This is a genomic window from Pedobacter sp. KBW01, from assembly GCF_003852395.1.
Taxonomy (GTDB): domain Bacteria; phylum Bacteroidota; class Bacteroidia; order Sphingobacteriales; family Sphingobacteriaceae; genus Pedobacter.
This window is the reverse complement of sequence record NZ_QAJQ01000007.1, coordinates 442,783-464,168: the sequence shown is the minus strand read 5'-3', so window position 1 is coordinate 464,168 and position 21,386 is coordinate 442,783. Positions and strand designations below refer to the sequence as shown.

Sequence of the window (21,386 nt, the reverse complement as noted above, 5' to 3'; positions counted from 1 at the left end):
GAGTTTGTCGAAGGGGCTGCCTTAACACTGTTTGAGGCTAGCCCTTGGACAAATTCTTTACCGTTAAGTTTTAGTTAGATTTTCTAACGAAGCAATAATCTTTTTCTGGCTTTTAATGGTTTCCTCGTAAAGCTCCAGGAGCTTGTTTTTATCGCCGTTTAGGCGTTTTAAATCAATGATTTCCTGATTATGCTTTGTCCCAGAGTCTATTTCTATCTTAGCCAGGTCTTCATCTCTGCGGAAATACTCGAAAAAGTTAACGTCAAGAGCTATAGAAATTCGGGTAAGGAGGTCTGTGTCTATTGAAGTCGATTTCAGTATTGTACCCACACGGTGCTTACTAATCTGTACCTCATCAGCAAGCTGTTCCCTGCTCATTCCTTTAACTTTCATCTCTTTCCAGATCAGTAATCCAATATTTATACCCATGGGTTGTTTTTTTTGTTGTTAACTACTAAGCCACCTACTTCCGTTTAACATCAAAACCGTATAATCCATTTTGATACAGATAGGAGGCCATTTGATAATTGGCAATGGCTTCATTAATCAGTTTTTGATCTGCTGGGCGTTTTTCTGCGTTTCCTGTTTTGAAATCGGGCTGATAGGTATTTGCTTTTTTATTAGGATCGAGCACAACCAGTTGCTTGTTTTTAATGTAACCTAAACTTTGGTAGGTACTAATAAATGCCCTTTCATCCGAATCTTTCATTTTAAATACATCCTGGCCGAAAAATTTGCTGTCGTAGCTGAAATTTAAATAGCCTAAAATGGTTGGGCCAATATCAATCTGTGCAGTAAGTTTTTCGAATTTACCCGGTGCAATGTGTCCCGGACTATAAAAAATCATCGGGATGTGGTATTTATCAACTGGTAATTCTACTTTACCAGCACTTGATGCACAATGATCGGCTACAATAATAAATAAGGTATTTGCAAACCAGGGCTTTTGTTTGGCTTCGCGTATAAATTTGCCAATGGCATAGTCGGTATATTTTACAGCACCTTCTCTTCCTGTGTGCGATGGGATATCTATTCTGCCTTCAGGATAAGTGTAGGGGCGGTGGTTAGAAACCGTCATAATTTGAGCGAAAAACGGTTTATTGTTTTTATAATCTTTATCCAACTCGCGCAATGAAAGCGTAAACAGATCTTCGTCTGCCACTCCCCATATATTAGAATAATGGATTTCCGAATCCTGCAAGGCACTTCTGTCAGTTACCTCATAACCATTGTTCGAAAAGAATTCGTTCATGTTATCGAAATAACCATAACCACCATATATAAAGCGGCTGTTGTAGCCTTTAGAGCGGAATACATTGCCTAAAGTAAAAAGGTTTTTATTATCAGGACGTTTCACTATGGATTGGCCTGGAGTAGGAGGGATACAAAGTGAAAGTGCTTCCAATCCACGCACGGTTCTCGTACCCGATGCATATAAATTGCTAAACAGTAAACCCTCTTTAGCCAGCGAATCTAACTGAGGTGTAATGTTTTGTGTATTACCGAAGGTGCCTTAAAATTCCGCACTTAAACTCTCTACACTAATCAGCACCACATTCATTCTGTTTTCAGTTCCGCCGTTGTTTATCGTTCTGGAGGTACCAATGTCGGTTCTGCTAGCCGAGTCTGCTTGGAGTAAATGCTGTAAAATATTTGCGGCACTTTTAATCGGCAGCGTTTTGTAAAAGGTATCGTAATCGAGCTGATTATGCCAAAAAGCATAACCGAATTCGTACATACCATTGCCCGAGAGTTCGTTTACATATTGGTTGCTGCTGTTGTTTTTCCATTTGTGGCTTACACAGAAATAAGTGAAAATGGGCACACAAAGCAAAATGACTGCAGTTTTGGTTCTTTTGCTAAAGCGTGTTTGTTGGTAGGTAGATACTGTAATCAGCTTTCTTAACAGGTAAACTATGCCTGCGGTTAAAATAATCAGTGCTGTTAAAATGGTATTAATGGGGTACGATTGGCGTATATTCCCAATCACCTCTGTGGTATACACCAGATAATCTACAGCAATAAAGTTATAACGTACAGAAAATTCTTCCCAAAAAAAACATTCGGAAACGGCATTGAAAATGAGTGTTAAAACAACAACGAAAAAATATATAAACAGTAATACCCTGCTGGTTTTGCTGGTATAGGCTTTTGCCGGGAAAAGCCACAAATAAATAACCAGCGGTATAATGGCAAAAGATGCTGCGGCCAGATCGTAAAACAAACCGATTAGCAAAACCTTTATAAGGTTTAAAACAGACCAGTCGAAAGAAGCCGCGCTATAAATTAATAGCGTAATGCGGGTTAATAACGAAATGCTACACAATAACAGGGTAGCCAGAAAAACAGGACCAAACCTGTTTTCTAATAGTTTACTTGTTTTTTCTTTAATACTCATAATTGGGGACAATTCCAACAGTTAAAACTTACCTGCCTGGCATTATTTTTTGCAAAGGGCGAAGGTAAGTTTCAATTCTGAAGGAATTCTGAATGTTTGGTTAGCAAGGCGAAAATAGGATTAATGATTTAGTTTAACAATTCATTAATATTTAATTAACGCCAATGCCTGACTATTGCTTCGAAAAATTAACACTCAGTGTTGATGTAAAACGTGCAGTTAATTTTTCATATAAGGCTTTATTTATAGTGGTTGATATAATTATCATGTTGTTGGTGCCTGTGCGTGTGGTTTGACCAAAATCGCTTGCAGTTAATCCGGTTACTAATGCATTTAGCTGTACAGTAACCCTGGCCAGGTAGGTTCCGGCAGTAACTTCTACCCGCTGTGCTTCGAGTTTAATCAATTGCGACTGGTTCATTTCGAACCTTACCGGAATTTTTGTTCCCGAAGCTTCTATATATGTTCCGGTTAGCAACAGGGGTGGGTTAGTTACCGAACTGGTTAAGGTTAGGCTAAATTGATTTTTTTCATAAACACCCGATGCTATGGCAACAGTGCCGGATAAAGAATCGGGTTTTAAAGCATTTACCAGATACAGGTTTTTAGTTTCGAGATTTATTGCCCCGCTACCTGATTTAGTTGCACTGAATTCGATTTTGGCTACATTAATACTTGCTGTTGCCCAGTTTATACTCCCATTTGTGCCGGCAGCTACCACAGCACCACTGGCACTTGCATTGCTACTTAATGATGCATTTAAATTGGTCGCACTAAAACTATAGCTCAATTTAGTGTCAGCTGCTACCTCTTTTTTGGTACAGCCCATAAAAAGCACTACAACCAGTAGTGCACTTGTAAGGTGGTAAAGTTTAGTCATCATGATTGATTTTAAGGATATCAGGTTTAATTTATCATCAATCTTAAATGTAAGTTCCAATTCTGTAGCAATTCTGAAGTTGTGTTGAAAGTGTCGTTTTTTATGCTTTAAACCCGGTATTTAGAACTTGTAGCTGTACCCTACTCTAAAAATCTGCGTTTCATAAAAATCAGTACTGTTAAACCTGAAACCGTTACCAGTAATGTTTTTCTTAATTTTTAAGGTATTAAAAATGTCGTTTCCGTTTAAAAAGAGTTCGCCTTTGCCATTTTGAATCTGTTTTTTAATTCCCAGATCAGTTGAAAAACGGCTTCCGATTTTTCCCTGGGGAATAATATCGGGGGCTAAATAAGCCATAGACAATTGAATGTCTGTTTTGGCGGGTAATTTAAACTGTCCGTTAAACTTAGCATTGCCTGATACGATAGATTGGCCGGGCATGCTATATATTGTGGGTACCGGATATTGATTGGCTACCGTGAAGGCATTAATTTTATTTTGATACACGGTAGTGCTGACGTTAAATGAAAACCATGGAGCGAGTTCCTGCTGTAAAAGTAACTCGGCACCCGAATTAAAACTTTTGCCTGCATTTTGGAAGATATTGTAAATAATGGCATTGCCCGGAACAATGGTAGCAATGCGGGTTATGGTTCCATTAACAATTTTAAGGAAGGCTGAAGCATAAAAACAGCCCTTATCCCAACTGTTTTTATAGCCCAGCTCTATGGCATGCGTAAATTGTGGCCTAAGGGTAGGGTTACCTACTTTTAACAGTTCTGGCTCATCATATTTCGGGAATATCCTAATGTCAACTTCATTAGGCCGGTCTACCCGTTGGTTATAAAAAGCACTTAATTTGTTTGTCTCGTTTATTTTGTATGCAAAGCGAACATTTGGGAAAGGCCTGAAATACTCATAGCCATCGCTCTTGTAGGTATTGTGGTTTGGATTTACCTTATAATCAACACGTACATATTCCATCCTAATACCAGCTTCCAGTTCAATTTTGTTGTTCTCGTAAACATAGTTGCCATATATTGCCGGTATGTTTTCGCTATAATCAGCCCAGCCACCTGCATTTACATCTATTGGAGAGTTTAAACCCGGATAAAACTGCATACTGGTTGGGATAAAGCGGTTACGGTATTTAATTCCCGCTTCTATTCGCCCATGTTTTAACGGGCGGACATAGTCGAGATTAAAATCGGCAACATGCTCATCAGAGAGCAGCTTAAAAGCATCCATGCCAGTAAAGGTGGGCATGATATTGGTGAAGAAATATTTTTCATCCTCCCTGTGCCAGGTATAGTTAAAGCCTGCACTTAAAGTATGGCCAGGTTGCGCAAATTTATGCTGATACAAGGCAGTGCCGGTAGCGGTATATTTTACTTCGTCTTCTACAAACTGCCAAAGCCGGTTTCTTACTGTAAAATCACTGTTGAAGTAGGGGATATCACCCAGATCACCAATTTTTTCGCGGTTAAAAAAGCCAGATAAGGTAAAACTATTACGTTCATTAGGATTATAATCGAAACCGCTTTTTACCGTAGTAAATGTTGTAGTACGGTTGCGTTTAACCTGTTGGTTAATTATCGTTCCATCATCATAAATTCGCTCCGAAAATTCGTTTTTATTTAGGGTTTGGGTATACAGATAATCGGCCTGCAAAAAGGTGTTTAATTTGTTTTTGCGGTAATTTAATGATAGCGAGGGGTTAAACTTTGGTGTAGCCTGGTATTGTGCGCTTATTCCAGGCAGGTTTTCTTTACGCAACCATAATGCCCCCAAGCCAGTACTCATACCCAGTTTACCGTTAAAACCTTCCTGCTTATTCTTCTTGTAAATAATATTGATAATACCTGCATTGCCATTGGCATCGTACTTTGAAGAAGGATTGTTGATGATTTCGATACGTTCAATGGCCGAAGCCGGGATATTATCCAGGCCGGTTTGGCTACCAAACCCAGTAATTGCATTTTGTTTACCATCAATCAGTACTGCAATTTTATCATTTCCCCGTAATTGTACTTTTCCGTCCTGAATGGTAATGCCTGGAAGGTTTTGCATGGCCTGCAGTACCGATCCGCCCAGCTGACTTGTATTTTTGGAAAGGTCGTAGGTTTTTTTATCCAGTTTATTACCCAAACCTTCGTTTGAAGAGCCTTGAATATTAACGGTTTGAAGGGTTTGTGCATCTTCAGCCAGTTCAAAAATACCCAAATCGAGAAAGGGGCTAAGCGTACCAATACTGATTTCTTTTTTAATGGTTTGATAACCCATCATGCTAATTAACAGGTGATAATTACCCGATGGGATATCTTTAATTGAAAATCTCCCCTCATTATCACTAATCGTACCCAAAAGAAATTTTTCATCATTTGGTTTTTTAAAAACGATGTTGGTATAGGGAAGCGTGTTTTTATTTTTAGCCTCTTTTACCTGTCCCGAAACAGTTATAGATTTTTCCTGAGCGCAAATATCATCGGCCAGCAAGAATATAGAAAAGCAAAATAGCTTTAATATTCGTTTATAGTTTTTCATAATTGATTAAGTTTTCCGCCGGCAAATTAGAAAGCAATTCTGTAGAGAATCTGAACCACCGTTTTTTTATTCATCTTCAAATTTCCGACAGATTTGAAGTGTATCTATGCTGCAAAATTGATATAATGATTAAAATTTATACCCTATTTGTTGCTGCTCTATTCTTTATTCCCCAGTTACTTTATGCACAAGGCACCGGAACAATTTCAGGGAAAATTACAGCGCTATCTGCCAGTCAACCAGTAGAATTTGTAAACGTTGTTTTAATGAAACCGGGTAATACTGCTATTGTAAAAAGAGAAGTAACAGATGCAAAAGGGAATTATAAGTTAAGCAATGTGCCAGATGGTACCTATTTTATTATAGCCAGTTTTATTGGTTACCAAAACCTGAAAACAGCAACATTTGTAATTGGCCCTGCCAACAGAAGAATAATACAGGATATAAAGCTGGATGGCGGAGCAAAAAATCTTGACGAGGTTTCAGTAGTTTCTAAAAAGCCGCTTTACAATAATACAATCGATAGAAAAGTTTATGATGTATCCCAGGATATTTTGGCCAAATCAGGATCGGCAAGCGAAGTATTGGCTAATGTACCTTTAGTTCAGGTAGACGTGGATGGAAACATCAGTTTGCGAAATTCTACTGCAACCATACTTATTAACGGAAAAGTTTCACCGCTAATGGGGGCAAATGCAGCAGCAGCTTTACAGCAATTGCCCGCAAATAGTATCGAGAGGATAGAAGTAATTACCAATCCATCAGCTAAATATAAACCCGATGGAATGGGTGGTATAATTAATATTGTGTTAAAGAAAAATGTTAAAAGAGGCCTTAACGGAACTGTGATAGCCAATATTGGGAATGGCGAACGCTATAATGCCAGCGCAAATGTGAATTATAATCCGGGAAAGATTAATATTTATGGCAGTTATAGCCTAAAACAAGATTACCGTCAAAGAACAAATGCCAATAACCGCATACAAACCGACCCGCTTACCGGGGGCATTCGTTATTATAATGATTTTGCCGTTCAAAATGCCAGACCGTTTTCAAATGTTGCAGGTTTAGGGATCGATTATAATATTTCGAACAAAACCACTATTGGTTTATCGGGTAACTTTTATCTCCGTAACATGCATAAACATGATGTAACAAGTAAAAGGGTTAGCGCGGCGACTGTACTGGAACAGGATTATGACAGACGAAGAGAAAACTTTGAGCAGGAAAAGAACCTGGATGCCACAGTATATGCCGAACATAATTTTAAGAAGAGTGATCATAAATTGAGGCTTGAGTTTAATCTTTCGCATTCGCCAGAGGTAGAGGATAATCATTACACCAACTCATTCCGTTACCCCAATATGGCCGATCAGCTTGATAATACTTTAATTAAGCAAACTGCTGATCAGAAACATGCAGCTATTACTTATGAAAACCCGGTTACAGCACACAGTAAAATAGAAGCAGGTTATGACGGGCAGTACAATAAAGAAGATCTCGATTTTTATGGCGAAGCATTTAATAACCAGCAGCAAAAATTTTTAACAGATTTGAATAAAACCAACCGTTTTATTTATCACGAAAATGTACATGCACTGTATGGAACTTATGCTTTAGAAGTAAAAAAACTTGGTGCAATGTTGGGCTTAAGAGGCGAATATTCTGATATCACTTCTAAATTAATAACTACAGGCGAGGTAATACCAAATCATTATTTTAAGCTTTATCCCACCCTCCATTTTACCTATAAACTTACCGATAACAAAGAGTTACAGTTAAATTATAGCCGCAGGGTAAGAAGACCTGAAGCTGATGAGTTAAATCCGTTTGCCGAATATGCAGATCCAACAAATGTAAGAGTGGGAAACCCGTTTTTACTTCCAGAAATTATTCACTCCGTGGAGCTGGGCTACCAATGGAGTAGCAATCATTTTAGCATATTACCAGGTGTTTATTACCGATATACCTATAACCGTTTTACCGCTATTACAACACCATTAAATGATTCTGTTTTGGTTACCCGCCAGCAAAACCTAAGTAGCGATAAAGCTTTCGGAGCCGATGTTGTTTTAACTGTTCATCCAAATGATAAGTTAAGCTTTAATGTAATTCCAAATGTGTTTTACAATCAGATTGATGCTTCAAACCTCGGTTATTCAGGTAAAAAATCAACAGTTACCTGGTCGGCAAACTTTAATGGGAGTTATACGCTTCCTTGGGGAATGGCTATGCAGCTTAATTCTATTTATAAATCAGCAAGATTAACACCTCAGGGCAAATTCCTGCCCAGTTTTGTGTTAAATATTGGTTTAAGGGAAGAAGTGTTAAAGAAAAAAGGTTCGGTTTATCTTACCGTTTCCGATTTGTTTAAATCGCAGAGGCAGGTGGCTGAGTTGCAATCGCAATTTTTAATACAGCAGGTTAATCAGCGGAGTAATTCGAGGATTTTTTATCTGGGGTTCAATTATAATTTTGGCATAATCAAGAAAAAGAAAGACCTGCAGTTCGATAACAGCCAATAAGTATCGTGCTTCAGTTTTTCTTCAGAATTGACCAATACTATTGTAGTGTTTATTTCAGATTGATCAATGGAAAAGGAACAGGGAATGTTGCTTGGAAAAGTAGAGACTTTCGTTAAAGGACTTTTAGAACAGGAGCTGCACAATAATATGTACTTTCATAATTTTGAACATACTTTGCTGGTAGTAGAGGCCGTTAAAATTATCGGAAAGCAAAGCAACCTGAGCGAAAACGAATTACTGTTGCTTACCCTGTCAGCTTTTTTACACGATGTGGGTTACACTAAACAATACATTGGGCATGAGTTGGCCAGTGCCGAAATTGCCCGTAGTTTTTTACTAGAAAATGGTTTTGAACACCACCAGATAGAAGTGGTAATCAATTGCATTATGGCCACAAAATACCCCCAATTACCCAATACCGATTTAGAAAAAATAATCTGCGATGCGGATTTTTATCATTTTTCCTTTCAAAATTATATCGCCTTTGCAGCCCGCCTTAAAAAAGAGTGGGAGCAAAACCTCAATTTGGTATACTCAGATAGAGAGTGGGATGCCATAAATATAAAGATGCTTGCCGGACATGAGTATTTTACAGATTATGGCAAAAAGACCCTGCAGAAGAAAAAAAATCTGAATATAGAAAAATTAATACAGCGGTTTACGTAAGCTAAAAAGGATTGAACTTTTAATTTCCGGTTTTAATGGCTACTTTATGTCCGGTTAAATAATAAATTATACCAATGAAAATTTTAGTTATAGAAGATGAGCAGGCTTTATTGGAGAGTATTCTGGCCTATTTTACAGGTGAGGGTAATATTTGTGAACACGCTTCAGATTTTGCTGCTGCAAATGAAAAAATATCGCTCTATAACTACGATTGCATTCTTCTGGATTTAGGATTGCCGGATGGCGAAGGCCTGGAGTTATTAACCCGGCTTAAACAACTGAAGAAAAGAGATGGCGTACTGATTATTTCAGCAAGGCATTCTCTGGATGATAAACTCGCCGGACTTGATCTTGGTGCCGATGATTATCTGGTTAAGCCATTTCATTTATCTGAGCTGAAAGCCAGGGTAAGTGCCATTATCCGTAGAAAAAATTTCGATGGTAACAATGTGATTGTCTTTAATGAAATAACTGTCGATGTATCGGCCATGAAAATAACGGTTAAGGGAAACCCGGCAATATTAACCAAGAAGGAGTTCGATCTTTTGGTTTATTTTCTGTCTAACCGCAACAAAGTAGTCACTAAAAATGCAATGGCCGAGCACCTTTGGGGCGACGAAATGGACCTGTCGGATGATTTCGACTTTATTTACACACACGTTAAAAATCTCCGTAAAAAACTACTCGAAGCCGGAGCGGCCGATTATCTGCGTTCGGTTTATGGAATTGGCTATAAATTTGGCGATATATGAAACTGGCTAACCGCTACAACCAGGTAAATATTTTAACCTCCATTGTGGTGTTAATCATTACCGGAATTATTTATTATGTAGTCATCCACTTTATCTTAACCGAAAAACTGGACCGTGATTTAGCGGTAGAAGAGAACGAAATTAACCAATACGTAGATACTTTTCATAAACTTCCTTTACCAGCAAATTATATCGATCAGCAGATTTCCTATAAAACCCTTAACGGACCTTTGCCAGAACGGGAATTTCTGTATACCAATTACTTTAATGCCAAAGAGCGGGAAAATGAGCCAGGAAGGAGTTTAATTACAGTTGTTCAGCTCGATGGTAAAGCCATTGAGGTAAGAATAACGAAATCGCGGGTTGAATCGGAAGATCTGGTAAGGATTATATTACTAATCACCGTAGGTATTACTGTTGTTTTGCTCCTTTCGCTCCTGCTAATCAATAGATTTTTGCTCAATAGGCTTTGGCGACCCTTTTATTCTATTTTGAGCCGGATGAAAGCATTCGAAGTTACCCGGATGGATAATATAGAACACGAACCAACTAAAATTGATGAGTTTAATGAACTCAATAAATCTGTAAATACAATGGCCGAAAGGGTACGGCAGGATTATAAAGAACTTAAAAGTTTTACCGATAATGCTTCGCACGAAATGATGACCCCTCTGGCAGTAATTAATTCTAAATTAGATTCTTTACTTCAAACCGAATCATTTACCGCACAGCAGGGTGCATTGTTGGAAGATATTTACCACGCAACAGGCAGATTGTCCAGGTTGCATCAATCATTATTACTGCTGGCCAAAATTGAAAATAACCTGATTCCCGATTATCAAAATATCGATCTTAAAGAAATGGTAGAGGCAAAGGGTCGCCAGTTTCAGGAGTTATTAGAAAAGGATGGGCTAACGCTGACTGAAAAACTGATGCCTGTAGAAATCAAAATGAGTCGCTATCTGGCCGATATTCTGTTAAACAATCTTTTTAGCAATGCGGTAAGGCATAATGTTACTGGTGGATACATCAATATTCAGCTGAATCAGCAAGCTTTAACCATCTCCAATTCAGGGAAACCCCGTCAACTGCAAACCAAAATTTTCGATCGTTTTTCCAAATCAGTAGACTCTGAAGGTATGGGTTTAGGTTTAGCCATAACTAAGCAAATCTGTAATCTTTATGGCTTTCGAATCGATTATGAGGAAGAAAAAGGCGAACATGTTTTTGTTGTTTATTTTGTTTAATCCGTGTTTAAGCATGCCGTCCTGTTTCTTCTGCGTAAATCTGAGCTATCAGCGGGAGATTTTGGATATAATATTTTCCCGCAGATTTAAGAAGACTTCCGCGAATTTTGATATACAGTTTTTAGCCAAGCAGATGCATAAAACATTATTAATAAAATAAAAGTTCCTTCTGCGTAAATCTGCGCTATCAGCGGGAGATTTTGGATATAATATTTCCTGCAGATTTAAGAAGACTTCCGCGAATTTTGATATAAAGTTTTTAGCCAAGCAGATGCATAAAACATTATTAATAAAATAAAAGTTCCTGCTGTGTAAATCTGTGCTATCAGCGGGAGATTTTAAAAGTGCTTTTTCTTATTAAATCAGGGGTATTAGGCCAAAAACTTTTTGAATATGCTGCAAGCAGCTAACTACAGAATTTCTACATAATTGAAATATAGTTTTGATTAAAATTTAAAACTATGAAGACATTTTTTGGAATTTTATTGCTAGCTACCGGTATGGTTAATCTGGCTCAGGCACAAAAACTTAATGCAGCTAAAGTACCTGCTGAAGTTAAAACTGCATTTACAAAACTTCATGCCAGAACGAAAGTTTCATGGGAAATGGAAAAACAGCATTATGAAGCCGGTTTTACCTTGAATGGTAAAGAAACCTCAGAGGTTTATTCGGCCAAGGGATTGCTATTAGAGACAGAAGTAGAAATTAAATCTACCGAATTGCCTGCTGCTGTTCTGGCTAAATTAAAAGGCGCAAAAATTGCCGAAGCTGCTAAAATTACCAAGGCAGACGGAACGATATATTATGAAGCCGAAGTAAAAGGAAAAGACCTTTTATTCGATTCGAACGGAAATCCTGTAAAATAGTAGTCATGCGTAATTTCTTCCATTGCACAATCCTTTTCGTTTCCGTTAGTTTTTCGTGCGCTGCCCAAAGTATAGATTCAGCTAAAAATATTGCTGCCGATTCGTTAGGAAGGTGGTGTACGGGAAATCCGGTTCCAAAAAGAAAATTTAAGGCTGCCGCTTTTATTGCACCTGTGGTATTAGCAGGTTACGGCTTTGCTGCGGTTTACGATCATGGCGCTTTAAAGCAACTCGATTTGAGTACCAAAGCAGAATTACAGGAAGACCATCCTTTATTTGCTGCACATGTTGATGATTACCTCCAATTTGCGCCTGCCGCTGCGGTGTATGCACTTAACCTATCTGGAGTAAAAGGTAAACACAATCTGTTCGATGCCTCGATGTTGTATGTTACTTCAGCAGCTATTATGGGCGTTTCTACCCATTTTGTAAAGCAGGGTGTAGGTAGGGAACGGCCAAATGGCTACAGCGAAAACTCTTTCCCATCCGGACATACGGCTTCGGCATTTATGGCAGCAGAGTTTTTACACCAGGAGTATAAAGATGTTAATCCGTGGATTGGCTATGCAGGTTATTTTGTAGCCACAGCCACCGGAACATTGCGCATGTATAACAATAAACATTGGTTTAGTGATGTGGTGGCTGGTGCAGGATTCGGAATAGCTTCTACAAAAATATCTTATCTGGTGTATCCATACATTAAAAGCCTTTTTACCAAAAAGAAAGATGGAAATTTTACCCTAATGCCTTTTTACCAACAAGGAAGTACAGGCTTAATGCTTTCGGGTAGGTTATAATCTTAAAATGAGTGTGCAATTAATTTTGTCTAGCGTTCAAAAAAACTGCTACAGACTTTCTTCATAATTCATTTGTAATTTGGACTTGCTTAGCTGTTGGATGGTGCGAAAAAACGAAATAATTGAGGTGAATAATTTATAAAATGAAGCTAAAATTAACCTGCATGGTGCTTTGTCTGTTTACCTTTTCAGTAATAAAGGTAATTGCACAAGTGCCGGCAAAGAATCTTGATTACTATTTAAAACAGGCCGAATTAACCAGTCCGGTACTAAAAGATTTTAAGAACCAGCAACGGGCTGCCGGGGTAGATAGCTTAATTATTCGTGCTACCGGAGGGCCACAGGTTACGGCAAGTGCCGCAGGGATGGATGCGCCCATTATTCGGGGTTATGGTTACGATGAAGTACTCACCAACGGGCAGGCTTTAGAAGCCTTGCTTAATGTAAACTACGATTTGCTAAACAAAAAGAGGATCAATAATCAGCTTGAGGGGATAAAGATACAAAGCGATTCTATTAAATATGCAGGCCAGCTATCGCTATTTGATTTGCAAAGATCCATTGCCGATCAATACATTGTGGCTTATGCCAGTCAGCAACAGGTAGATTTTAACCGTGAGGTAATTACATTACTGGAGCAGGAAGAAACATTGTTAAAGAAATTAACCAGAAGTAATATTTACAAACAATCTGAATATTTAACCTTCCTGGTTACCCTGCAACAACAACAATTGGTAGTAAAACAGGCAGAGTTGCAATTTAAAAACGATTATGCCACCTTAAATTATTTGGCAGGCATAACCGATACTACGCAGGTTGTGCTGGCCGATCCAAAGTTACAAAGTGGTGTAACTACTATTGCTCATGGTTTTTTTGGTAAACGTTTTGACATTGATAGCTTAAAAAACAACAATCAAAAAAACGCAATTGACCTTAGCTATAAACCCAAATTAGGCGTGTATGCCAATGGAGGATATAATTCATCGTTTATTTTGCAGCCTTATAAAAATTTGGGTACAAGTGTTGGTTTTACCTTTTCGGTGCCAATTTATGATGGTCATCAAAAGAAGATGCAGTACCAAAAGCTTAACCTATCCGCTAAAACAATAGCCGATTACCGCGATTTTTTTAAGCGTCAGCAAGAACAACAGTTAAACCTGATCAGGCAACAGCTTAATCAAACAGACGCCCTTTTTCCTAAAATAAACGAACAGATCCGTTTCAGCAAAGGTTTAATTGATGTAGACCGTAAACTGATGCATACCGGCGATTTAAAAGTAGCCGATTTTGTAATTGCCATTAACAATTACCTGGCGGCCCAAAACCTGTTGCGCCAAACCAATATTAACCGTTTAAAACTGATTAATCAATTTAATTACTGGAACCGATAACCATGAATAGCGATCTAAAATTTATATGCGGTTGCATTGCCGTACTGCTTATCTTTTCGGGCTGTAGTCATTCAGAATCGGCAGATGCGGTTGATGAACCTTCGCCGGTTACACCTGTTCAGGTTACTACGATTCAGGATAGTTCGCTGGCCGAATTTGTTGAGCTTTCGGCGGTTTCGGCCTATCTCGAAAAGAGCTTTGTAAAGGCCAATATCAATGGTTATATAGAAAGCACACAAGCCATAACAGGTAAGCAGGTAGGCAGTCATCAACTGTTATTTAGTTTAATCACCAAAGAAGCAAAATCAATAGGCAATAGTGTAAATAAGCTCGATGCTGGTTTTAAATTTTCGGGCATTTCCAACATCAGGGCCGATCAGGCAGGTACCATTGTTCAGGTAAACCACCAGAAAGGAGACTATGTGCAGGATGGAGAAGCTTTGGCAACCATTAGTAACAGAAATAGCCTTGTTTTTTTGCTCGATTTGCCTTACGAGTATAACCAGTTGATTAACCAGAACAAAACATTAGCTGTGCTGTTGCCCGATGGAACAAAAATGACAGGAACAGTTTCGGGCACTATGCCTTCGGTTGATTCGGCAGCACAAACCCAGCGTTATATCCTTAAAGTTGGAGCAGGCAATAATATTCCCGAAGGTTTAATTGCCAAAGTGAGGTTAACCAAAGTAAGTCATACGCAGGCACAGGTATTACCAAAATCGGCAGTGTTGGCTAACGAAACAGAAGATGAGTTTTGGGTAATGAAACTCATCAACGATTCTACCGCAGTAAAGGTAAAAGTGAAAAGGGGAATCGAAAATCAGCATACCATCGAAGTGCTTGAGCCTAAGTTTTCGAAAAAAGACCGGATCATTACTTCCGGCAACTATGGGATAGCCGATACGGCCAAAGTTAAAATTCAGCAATAGCCATGAACAAGTTTTTCGTTTCGCATAAAAACCCAATTCTGGCAGTACTGCTAATCATTATAGTGGGAGGGGTTTATTCTTTTAGTCAGCTAAAAACCGGTCTGTTCCCTGAAATTACCTTTCCAAAGATTAAGATTATTGCCGATGCAGAATTGCAGCCGGTTGATAAAATGGTGGTTACTGTAACGCGGCCTTTAGAAAATGCGGTAAAACAGGTGCCCGATCTTCAATTGGTTAGGAGTACTACCAGTCGGGGTAGCTGCGAGCTTTCTGCATTTATGAATCCTGGCGCCGATATCGATTTGAGCCAGCAACGCATAGAATCGCAGATTGCCAAAATAAGTGCTTCATTGCCTGCTGGTGTTAACATATCTGTCGAGAAAATGAATCCGTCTATCCTTCCGGTAAGCGGATACAGCCTTGAAAGTCATAATTATTCTCCCGCCGAACTGAAAAGAATTGCCACCTATACAGTAAAACCATTTCTTTCACAGGTTGACGGGGTTTCGGAGATTCGTGTTATTGGCGGTAAAAGCAAAGAATATTGGCTGGAACTCGATGCACAAAAAATGCAAACGCTGGGCATTGCTCCCGATCAGATTAGTAACGCACTCAGTCAAACCAATTTTATAAAATCTAACGGCTACCTGGCCGATCACAATTATTTATATCTATCCGTAACCGATGCTACGGTTAAAAATAAAAGCGACTTAGAAAACCTGGTACTGAGCAGAAAAGGCAACCGGATTATTAAGGTAATGGATGTTGCGAAGGTAAACATTCAGCAAAGTGTAGAGTATACGAGGATTAATGCCAACGGGAAAGACGGAATCCTGATCGCTGTAATTAAACAGCCCAACGCCAACCTGGTCGATCTTTCTAACGAGATGCATAGCAAGGTAGCGCAATTGAAACATATTTTACCAGCAGGGGTAAGCATTAAACCCTATTACGTACAGGCCGATTTTGTAAACGAATCAGTAAAAAGTGTTCGCGATAGTTTATTAATTGGTTTGGTGCTGGCTATTGTTGTGGCGATTATTTTTTTAAGATCGTTCAAGGCGAGTGCAACGATATTGATTACCATTCCGGTTACGCTTTGTTTAACGGTAATTGTGCTTTATTTTATCGGTTATTCGCTCAATATTATGACACTTGGTGCCATTGCTGCGGCCATAGGTTTAATTATAGATGATGCCATTGTAGTGGTAGAACAAATTCACCGCACACACGAAGAACACCCCGAAGAGCTTACCATGCGGCTGCTGAGCAAAGCCGTTGGCTATCTTTTTCCGGCTATGCTGGGTTCTTCCATTAGTACCATCGTAATTTTTGTTCCTTTTGTATTGATGACGGGCGTTGCAGGCTCTTATTTTCAGGTAATGACCAATACCATGATTATTACGCTGGTTTGTTCTTTCTTTGTTACCTGGATTGGCTTACCCGTAATTTATCTTTTGCTTACCCGCAAAGGAGGCAGCCATGCTGCTTCAGGCAAAAAGGTGGTAGTACATGAGGTTAAATCGCAAAACTGGGTGCGTTATTTTATTACGCGGCCTGCTATTTCAATTCTATTTTTGCTCGTACTGGTTGCATCGATAGCACTTGTTTTTCCTCGTTTGGAAACTGGTTTTCTCCCGGAAATGGATGAAGGCAGTATTGTTTTAGATTATGCTTCTCCACCAGGTACATCGCTCGAAGAAACCGACCGGATGCTTAAGGAAGTGGAAAAGGAAATTGTAAAAATACCCGACGTACAGGCCTATTCGAGAAGAACAGGAACACAGATGGGTTTTTTTATTACTGAACCTAATACCGGTGATTACCTGATACAGCTGAAACCAAACAGAACAAAAACCACTGATGAGGTGATTTCTGAGATCCGCACACATATAGAAAATACCCAGCCTGCACTGGTTATTGATTTTGGGCAGGTAATAGGGGATATGCTGGGCGATTTAATGAGCTCTACCCAGCCAATAGAAGTCAAGATTTTTGGTAACGATCAGGAGAAACTGCAAGGCTTATCTAAAAAGGTTGCAGGTATAGTTTCGCATGTAGGTGGTACAGCCGATGTTTTTGATGGTATTGTACTTTCGGGGCCGACTGCAAACATTGAGCCTAACTTTGCTATGCTGGCACAATATGGAGTAAGTCCGGCTTCTTTTCAGTCGCAGCTTCAAACAGCAATGCAGGGCACTTTAATAGGCGATTTATACGATAAACAACAACTTTCGCCTATCCGCATGGTGTACCCCGGAAGCAGGACTTTTAGCGTGGCCGATATTAATAAACTCAAAATTTTCCTGGCTGATGGAACTGCTGTTCCTATTCAGCAAATGGCCAATGTGGCGCTAAAATCCGGAAATGCTGAGGTAGAAAGAGAAAATCTGCAAAGCATTGGAGTGGTTACAGCAAGGCTGGATAACCGCGATCTGGGTAGCGTAATGAAAGATATTCAGAAAGCTGTAAATAACAATATAAACCTGCCTTCTGGTTATCACATCGAATACGGTGGTGCCTATAAAGAACAGCAACAATCCTTCTCCGAATTGTTAACCATTCTTATTGCTTCCAGTTTGCTGGTGTTTAGCGTAATTCTGTTCTTGTTTAAAGATTTTAAAATTGCCTTTCTTATTCTGGTTATCTCGGTACTGGGCATTTCGGGCAGTTATCTGGCTTTGTTTTTAACACATACCCCTTTAAATGTGGGCAGTTATACGGGCTTGATTATGATTGTGGGTATTATTGGCGAGAATGCCATATTCACCTTTCTACAGTTTAAAGAATCGCTGGAAAAACTAAGTGTTGATGATGCCATTACCTTTGCTATTTCTACCCGTTTACGACCAAAATTAATGACTGCCCTGGGGGCAATTATCGCATTAATGCCTTTGGCTTTAGGTATCGGGGCAGGAGCACAACTTCATCAGCCGCTGGCCATTGCTGTAATTGGTGGCTTTATTGTAGCCTTACCTTTGCTGCTCGTGGCTTTGCCAAGCCTGATTAGAAAATGCTATAAGCCAAGCCAACTTTTAGCTGATGCTGCTAAAGTATAACAGTTTTTAAGCCAAACCATAAATCAATATTAAACTAAAAAAATGAAAAAGAAATTATTAAGTATTTTGATCCTTTTTGCAGTTTCACTTACTGCAATTGCACAGCAAAAAAGCAGTTTACGTGTGCTGGCTGTCCATAAAATTCAAAGCGATGGCGGCTGGGATTACCTAAGTATCGATCAGCAGCATAACAATCTTTTTATTGCTCATGGCAACCAGGTAAATATATTAAACAAGAATAATGGCGATTCGGTTGGCGTAATTTACAATACACCTGGTGTGCACGGCATTACAATTGCCAATCCATTTGGTAAGGGCTATACCACCAATGGTAAGGCAGGAACCTGCACGATTTTCGACTTGAACAATTTTAAAGTTTTAGGACAGGTTAAGGTAGGGCAGAACCCCGATGCCACCTTTTTTGATGATTACAGCAAGAAAGTAATTGTATTTAATGGCAAAAGTAACGATGCCAGCATTATCGATCCCCAAATGGATAAAGTTATTGCTACGATTGCTTTAGGTGGTAAACCAGAGGCAGGCGTATCAGACGGGAAAGGAAAAGTATATGTAAATATCGAAGATACCGGAGAAATTGTTTGTTTTGATATCACCAGCTATAAAGTTTTATCAAGATATAAATTAAAAGGAGGAGAAGAACCATCTGGCCTGGCTATCGATCGTTTAACATCGCGGCTGTTTACTGTTTGTGCCAACAAGCTGATGTTTATTCTGGATGCCAAAACAGGTAAACAGATTGCTTCGTTACCGATTGGCGATAACTGTGATGGTGTAGTTTTCGATCCGGCTACTAAATTGGCTTATAGTGCGAATGGGGCAGGCAGCATTACTGTGGTGAAAGAAATCTCGGCAAATAAATTTGTGGTGCAGGAAACTGTGAGTACAGCAGTAGGTGCCAGAACTATTGCCATTGATTTGACAAATCACCATCTTTTTTTACCTACTGCAAATTTTGAAAAAAGTATAGATGCAAGCCAACGTCCACATCGCATTGCCGGCAGTTTTAAAATCCTGGAAGTAGGTAAATAAAACTATTGTTTCTAAAATCTGAAGGTGCCGGGAAGCATATGGTGTTTCGCCCGGCACCTTTTTTATTCAATCTGGTCGAGGTTTTTAATGCAATGAGTGAATGAGTGTCTGTAACCACCTCATTATCTTAATGAAATTCTGATGATTTAAAGTGCAGTTCTGATAAACTAAAGCGCGGTTCTGATAAACTAAAGTACAGTTATGATAAACTGAAGTGCGGTTCTAATAAACTAAAGTGCAATTCTGATAAACTGAAGTGCAATTCTGATAAATTAAAGTACAGTTATGATAAAATGAAGTGCAGTTCTGATCATTGCAGGTCCAGGTTTGCAAATCTTGACCCTTCCTAAATAGCTTGACAGTTTTGGTAGTTAATTACTAAGGTTTTTTACACCAATTTATTTGATTTACTGATACAGTATAAGGTTTAAATTTTATTACTTGTAACAGTTCTTTACAATTTGTTGGAAGAACTTGGATATATTAGAATTTTAAAATAAAATGGACTTATTGGAGTTGAAAGATAGACTATATTGGGCTAATGTCCCCGATCGATGGTACTCGTTAAATGAGGGTTTAAAACCTGATGCATGTATCTTATATAAAAATTATTCTAGCTGGGAGTTTTTTTATTTGGACGAAAAAGGAGGAAGAAATGATTTTAAAATTTTTAGTAATGCAGAAGAAGCTTATGATTATCTATGGAGTAAGATGGAGTATTTACTACAGTCTTCTAAGATAGGACCTAGAAAGCCTAGCAGCTAGCTAAATTATTAAGGGTATGTGGAATAAAGTTACAATTTTAAGTAGCAGTTAGTTCATGCTGTCTGCTACTTTTTCTTTTATAAGTCTTGATTTTGATTTTACTCTGTCTGAACTTACCAGTCAAAAATTATCAAATGAATATTTATATCAAATAGCGGGGTTAGCAATAGCATGCGAGGGTCTACGGCATATTAATATTAAATTATTGTGTATAGAACTGGTGGCATTCAACACGCTTGATGAATGCTTTATACAAAGTTGTTTCAAAGTATTTGAAAAATACAAGATTAAGATTATTGATTATTTAATCTGCAATCCAAATAGTTAATTGAGTTTAAAGGAACATTGTAAAGGATAAACTAAAACAAGGTTGCCATGTTTGTGACCACCTTGTTTTAGTACATAACAAAAGCAAACATTTACAAATTAACTCTGCTGAAATTTAGTGCTAAAATATGTTTACGTTGCGGATGATCGTTTTTTAACGATGCTTTAATGTAGTTCTTAACGTCTAATGCAATATCAATTAAGCCTGTTTGTTCAGTATAAAAAATGTTGAATCGTTTTTTGCGTGCATCATCAAGAGGTGTTTTGGCCAGAGCAACAGCTGTAATGTTGGCTTCCATACTCTAAGCAGGCTTTGGAAAGATGCGATATTGATATCAGCTTCTGTAGGCTCGTAAACTTTGCTTGTTATCAATACATCAATATACTGCTTAAAATTTTCTATTCTGCCATCGTAAGATACCTGGGGTTGATGCGGGTATTCGTATCGGCCAGTGTTTTAGCTGTTTGTAGTTCGGCCGGGTTATCAATAGCAACCTTAAGATAATTGTAGCTGCGGGTAATTAAATGGTTAAAAGGTTTAAAAATAAGCTCCTGTTCATCCACAGCTTTGCTGTAAACAGGTAAAACCTGGCTAACAATACGTATGGCCTCATCAGCATTTGTAGATAACTGTTCTAAGTTTTCGATCGAAAATTTAAGTTTGGGTGGCTGGTAGTCTGCACCAAGGGGTTTTAAACGGATAATTAAATCTTTTAAGTTGGCCGCATTTTTTGCGAAGTCGCTTTCGGTTGTTGACATTGGTTTGTTTCTTTAGGTAAATAAAAAAATAGCGCAAAATAGACTGATCATTTTAGCTGCTTATCAAAATAACTTAGGCAAATGCCAAACCAGTTTGTTTTTAGCCAAGTCGTTTTAGCTTTTAAGGTGCGGGAGTAGATATAAAATAATGCTTTATTAAAGCCTTGTTTATCGCCTATAATATCATATGGAAAAATAGATGTTTTCCTCAAACCGGCTATAAATGGGGAGTATGGAATGGGGTTAGATTTTCCCATTTTGTAGAAAGTGGGGAAATATTTCTACAACTATATAGAATATGAGTGGTAAGCGTATTGTCATTGTTTGCAAGCCCGGAAGATTAATAATTCTCTGTGTAAATCGGCTATAAGCTATAAGAGTTAGTGAATATATTTTATCGTTAGTAATGACCGCGCCACTGTAATGTAACC

General features: G+C 38.5%; 17 protein-coding genes and 1 pseudogene. 10 read left to right on the top strand and 8 right to left on the bottom strand.

The window, feature by feature from the left end; genetic code table 11:
- Positions 1 to 63: 63 nt before the first annotated feature.
- The 5 genes and pseudogenes from DBR40_RS08535 to DBR40_RS08520 form a co-directional block, all read right to left on the bottom strand.
- Positions 64 to 429, bottom strand: a complete 366-nt coding sequence (locus tag DBR40_RS08535) for a helix-turn-helix domain-containing protein (RefSeq protein WP_124559316.1) — start codon at positions 427 to 429, stop codon at positions 64 to 66.
- A gap of 34 nt (positions 430 to 463) precedes the next feature.
- Positions 464 to 1,498, bottom strand: a pseudogene (locus DBR40_RS26860) (LTA synthase family protein); the annotation flags it as partial.
- 15 nt (positions 1,499 to 1,513) lie between these two features.
- A complete protein-coding gene (locus DBR40_RS26855; RefSeq protein WP_199748302.1) occupies positions 1,514 to 2,398 on the bottom strand; it encodes a hypothetical protein in 885 nt (294 codons plus the stop codon).
- 172 nt (positions 2,399 to 2,570) lie between these two features.
- Entirely contained in the window at positions 2,571 to 3,281 is a 711-nt protein-coding gene (locus DBR40_RS08525) for a hypothetical protein (protein ID WP_124559315.1), read from the bottom strand.
- A gap of 117 nt (positions 3,282 to 3,398) precedes the next feature.
- Positions 3,399 to 5,822, bottom strand: a complete 2,424-nt coding sequence (locus DBR40_RS08520; RefSeq protein ID WP_124559314.1) for an outer membrane beta-barrel family protein — start codon at positions 5,820 to 5,822, stop codon at positions 3,399 to 3,401.
- A 125-nt stretch (positions 5,823 to 5,947) separates the two neighbouring features.
- Here DBR40_RS08520 and DBR40_RS08515 point away from each other — a divergent pair, with 125 nt between their 5' ends.
- From DBR40_RS08515 to DBR40_RS08470, 10 genes are all read left to right on the top strand, one after another.
- Positions 5,948 to 8,347, top strand: coding sequence for a TonB-dependent receptor domain-containing protein (locus tag DBR40_RS08515; protein WP_124559313.1), 2,400 nt, complete (start codon positions 5,948 to 5,950; stop codon positions 8,345 to 8,347).
- A 66-nt stretch (positions 8,348 to 8,413) separates the two neighbouring features.
- Positions 8,414 to 9,013 carry an HD domain-containing protein gene (locus DBR40_RS08510; protein WP_124559312.1) on the top strand — a complete coding sequence of 200 codons (600 nt, stop codon included), beginning with the start codon at positions 8,414 to 8,416 and terminating at the stop codon, positions 9,011 to 9,013.
- Between the two features lie 74 nt (positions 9,014 to 9,087).
- A complete protein-coding gene (locus DBR40_RS08505; protein ID WP_124559311.1) occupies positions 9,088 to 9,765 on the top strand; it encodes a response regulator transcription factor in 678 nt (225 codons plus the stop codon).
- Complete coding sequence (locus DBR40_RS08500) at positions 9,762 to 11,012, top strand: sensor histidine kinase (protein ID WP_124559310.1); 1,251 nt, start codon at positions 9,762 to 9,764, stop codon at positions 11,010 to 11,012. Before DBR40_RS08505 ends, DBR40_RS08500 begins: the two co-directional genes overlap by 4 nt.
- A gap of 461 nt (positions 11,013 to 11,473) precedes the next feature.
- Positions 11,474 to 11,878, top strand: a complete 405-nt coding sequence (locus DBR40_RS08495) for a hypothetical protein (RefSeq protein ID WP_124559309.1) — start codon at positions 11,474 to 11,476, stop codon at positions 11,876 to 11,878.
- 5 nt (positions 11,879 to 11,883) lie between these two features.
- Complete coding sequence (locus tag DBR40_RS08490) at positions 11,884 to 12,675, top strand: phosphatase PAP2 family protein (protein ID WP_124559308.1); 792 nt, start codon at positions 11,884 to 11,886, stop codon at positions 12,673 to 12,675.
- A 143-nt stretch (positions 12,676 to 12,818) separates the two neighbouring features.
- Positions 12,819 to 14,066, top strand: coding sequence for a TolC family protein (locus DBR40_RS08485; protein WP_124559307.1), 1,248 nt, complete (start codon positions 12,819 to 12,821; stop codon positions 14,064 to 14,066).
- A 2-nt stretch (positions 14,067 to 14,068) separates the two neighbouring features.
- The gene (locus DBR40_RS08480) at positions 14,069 to 14,995 is read left to right on the top strand and encodes an efflux RND transporter periplasmic adaptor subunit (protein ID WP_124559306.1); all 927 of its coding nucleotides are present in this window, start codon (positions 14,069 to 14,071) and stop codon (positions 14,993 to 14,995) included.
- Between the two features lie 2 nt (positions 14,996 to 14,997).
- Positions 14,998 to 18,054 (top strand): efflux RND transporter permease subunit, encoded by a 3,057-nt coding sequence (locus tag DBR40_RS08475; RefSeq protein ID WP_124559305.1) that lies wholly within the window; start codon positions 14,998 to 15,000, stop codon positions 18,052 to 18,054.
- A 42-nt stretch (positions 18,055 to 18,096) separates the two neighbouring features.
- Positions 18,097 to 19,104: a YncE family protein gene (locus DBR40_RS08470; protein ID WP_124559304.1), complete on the top strand. Its 1,008-nt coding sequence runs from the start codon at positions 18,097 to 18,099 to the stop codon at positions 19,102 to 19,104.
- Positions 19,105 to 20,288: 1,184 nt separating this feature from the next.
- On the opposite strand, the gene DBR40_RS08465 is transcribed toward DBR40_RS08470, so the two are convergent.
- The 3 genes from DBR40_RS08465 to DBR40_RS08455 all read right to left on the bottom strand — a co-directional run bounded on the left by DBR40_RS08465 (position 20,289) and on the right by DBR40_RS08455 (position 21,212).
- Positions 20,289 to 20,495: a hypothetical protein gene (locus DBR40_RS08465; protein WP_124559303.1), complete on the bottom strand. Its 207-nt coding sequence runs from the start codon at positions 20,493 to 20,495 to the stop codon at positions 20,289 to 20,291.
- Between the two features lie 100 nt (positions 20,496 to 20,595).
- The gene (locus DBR40_RS08460; protein ID WP_124559302.1) at positions 20,596 to 20,955 is read right to left on the bottom strand and encodes a hypothetical protein; all 360 of its coding nucleotides are present in this window, start codon (positions 20,953 to 20,955) and stop codon (positions 20,596 to 20,598) included.
- Between the two features lie 47 nt (positions 20,956 to 21,002).
- Positions 21,003 to 21,212 (bottom strand): hypothetical protein, encoded by a 210-nt coding sequence (locus DBR40_RS08455; RefSeq protein WP_124559301.1) that lies wholly within the window; start codon positions 21,210 to 21,212, stop codon positions 21,003 to 21,005.
- Positions 21,213 to 21,386: the final 174 nt, after the last annotated feature.

Coding starts and splice junctions, on each gene's coding strand:
- DBR40_RS08485 (WP_124559307.1), top strand. CDS start 12,819: ATGAAGCTAAAATTAACCTGCATGGTGCTTTGTCTGTTTACCTTTTCA.
- DBR40_RS26855 (WP_199748302.1), bottom strand. CDS start 2,398: ATGAGTATTAAAGAAAAAACAAGTAAACTATTAGAAAACAGGTTTGGT.
- DBR40_RS08460 (WP_124559302.1), bottom strand. CDS start 20,955: ATGTCAACAACCGAAAGCGACTTCGCAAAAAATGCGGCCAACTTAAAA.
- DBR40_RS08505 (WP_124559311.1), top strand. CDS start 9,088: ATGAAAATTTTAGTTATAGAAGATGAGCAGGCTTTATTGGAGAGTATT.
- DBR40_RS08470 (WP_124559304.1), top strand. CDS start 18,097: ATGAAAAAGAAATTATTAAGTATTTTGATCCTTTTTGCAGTTTCACTT.
- DBR40_RS08525 (WP_124559315.1), bottom strand. CDS start 3,281: ATGATGACTAAACTTTACCACCTTACAAGTGCACTACTGGTTGTAGTG.
- DBR40_RS08465 (WP_124559303.1), bottom strand. CDS start 20,495: ATGGAAGCCAACATTACAGCTGTTGCTCTGGCCAAAACACCTCTTGAT.
- DBR40_RS08490 (WP_124559308.1), top strand. CDS start 11,884: ATGCGTAATTTCTTCCATTGCACAATCCTTTTCGTTTCCGTTAGTTTT.
- DBR40_RS08520 (WP_124559314.1), bottom strand. CDS start 5,822: ATGAAAAACTATAAACGAATATTAAAGCTATTTTGCTTTTCTATATTC.
- DBR40_RS08475 (WP_124559305.1), top strand. CDS start 14,998: ATGAACAAGTTTTTCGTTTCGCATAAAAACCCAATTCTGGCAGTACTG.
- DBR40_RS08515 (WP_124559313.1), top strand. CDS start 5,948: ATGATTAAAATTTATACCCTATTTGTTGCTGCTCTATTCTTTATTCCC.
- DBR40_RS08510 (WP_124559312.1), top strand. CDS start 8,414: ATGGAAAAGGAACAGGGAATGTTGCTTGGAAAAGTAGAGACTTTCGTT.
- DBR40_RS08535 (WP_124559316.1), bottom strand. CDS start 429: ATGGGTATAAATATTGGATTACTGATCTGGAAAGAGATGAAAGTTAAA.
- DBR40_RS08495 (WP_124559309.1), top strand. CDS start 11,474: ATGAAGACATTTTTTGGAATTTTATTGCTAGCTACCGGTATGGTTAAT.
- DBR40_RS08455 (WP_124559301.1), bottom strand. CDS start 21,212: ATGGGAAAATCTAACCCCATTCCATACTCCCCATTTATAGCCGGTTTG.
- DBR40_RS08480 (WP_124559306.1), top strand. CDS start 14,069: ATGAATAGCGATCTAAAATTTATATGCGGTTGCATTGCCGTACTGCTT.
- DBR40_RS08500 (WP_124559310.1), top strand. CDS start 9,762: ATGAAACTGGCTAACCGCTACAACCAGGTAAATATTTTAACCTCCATT.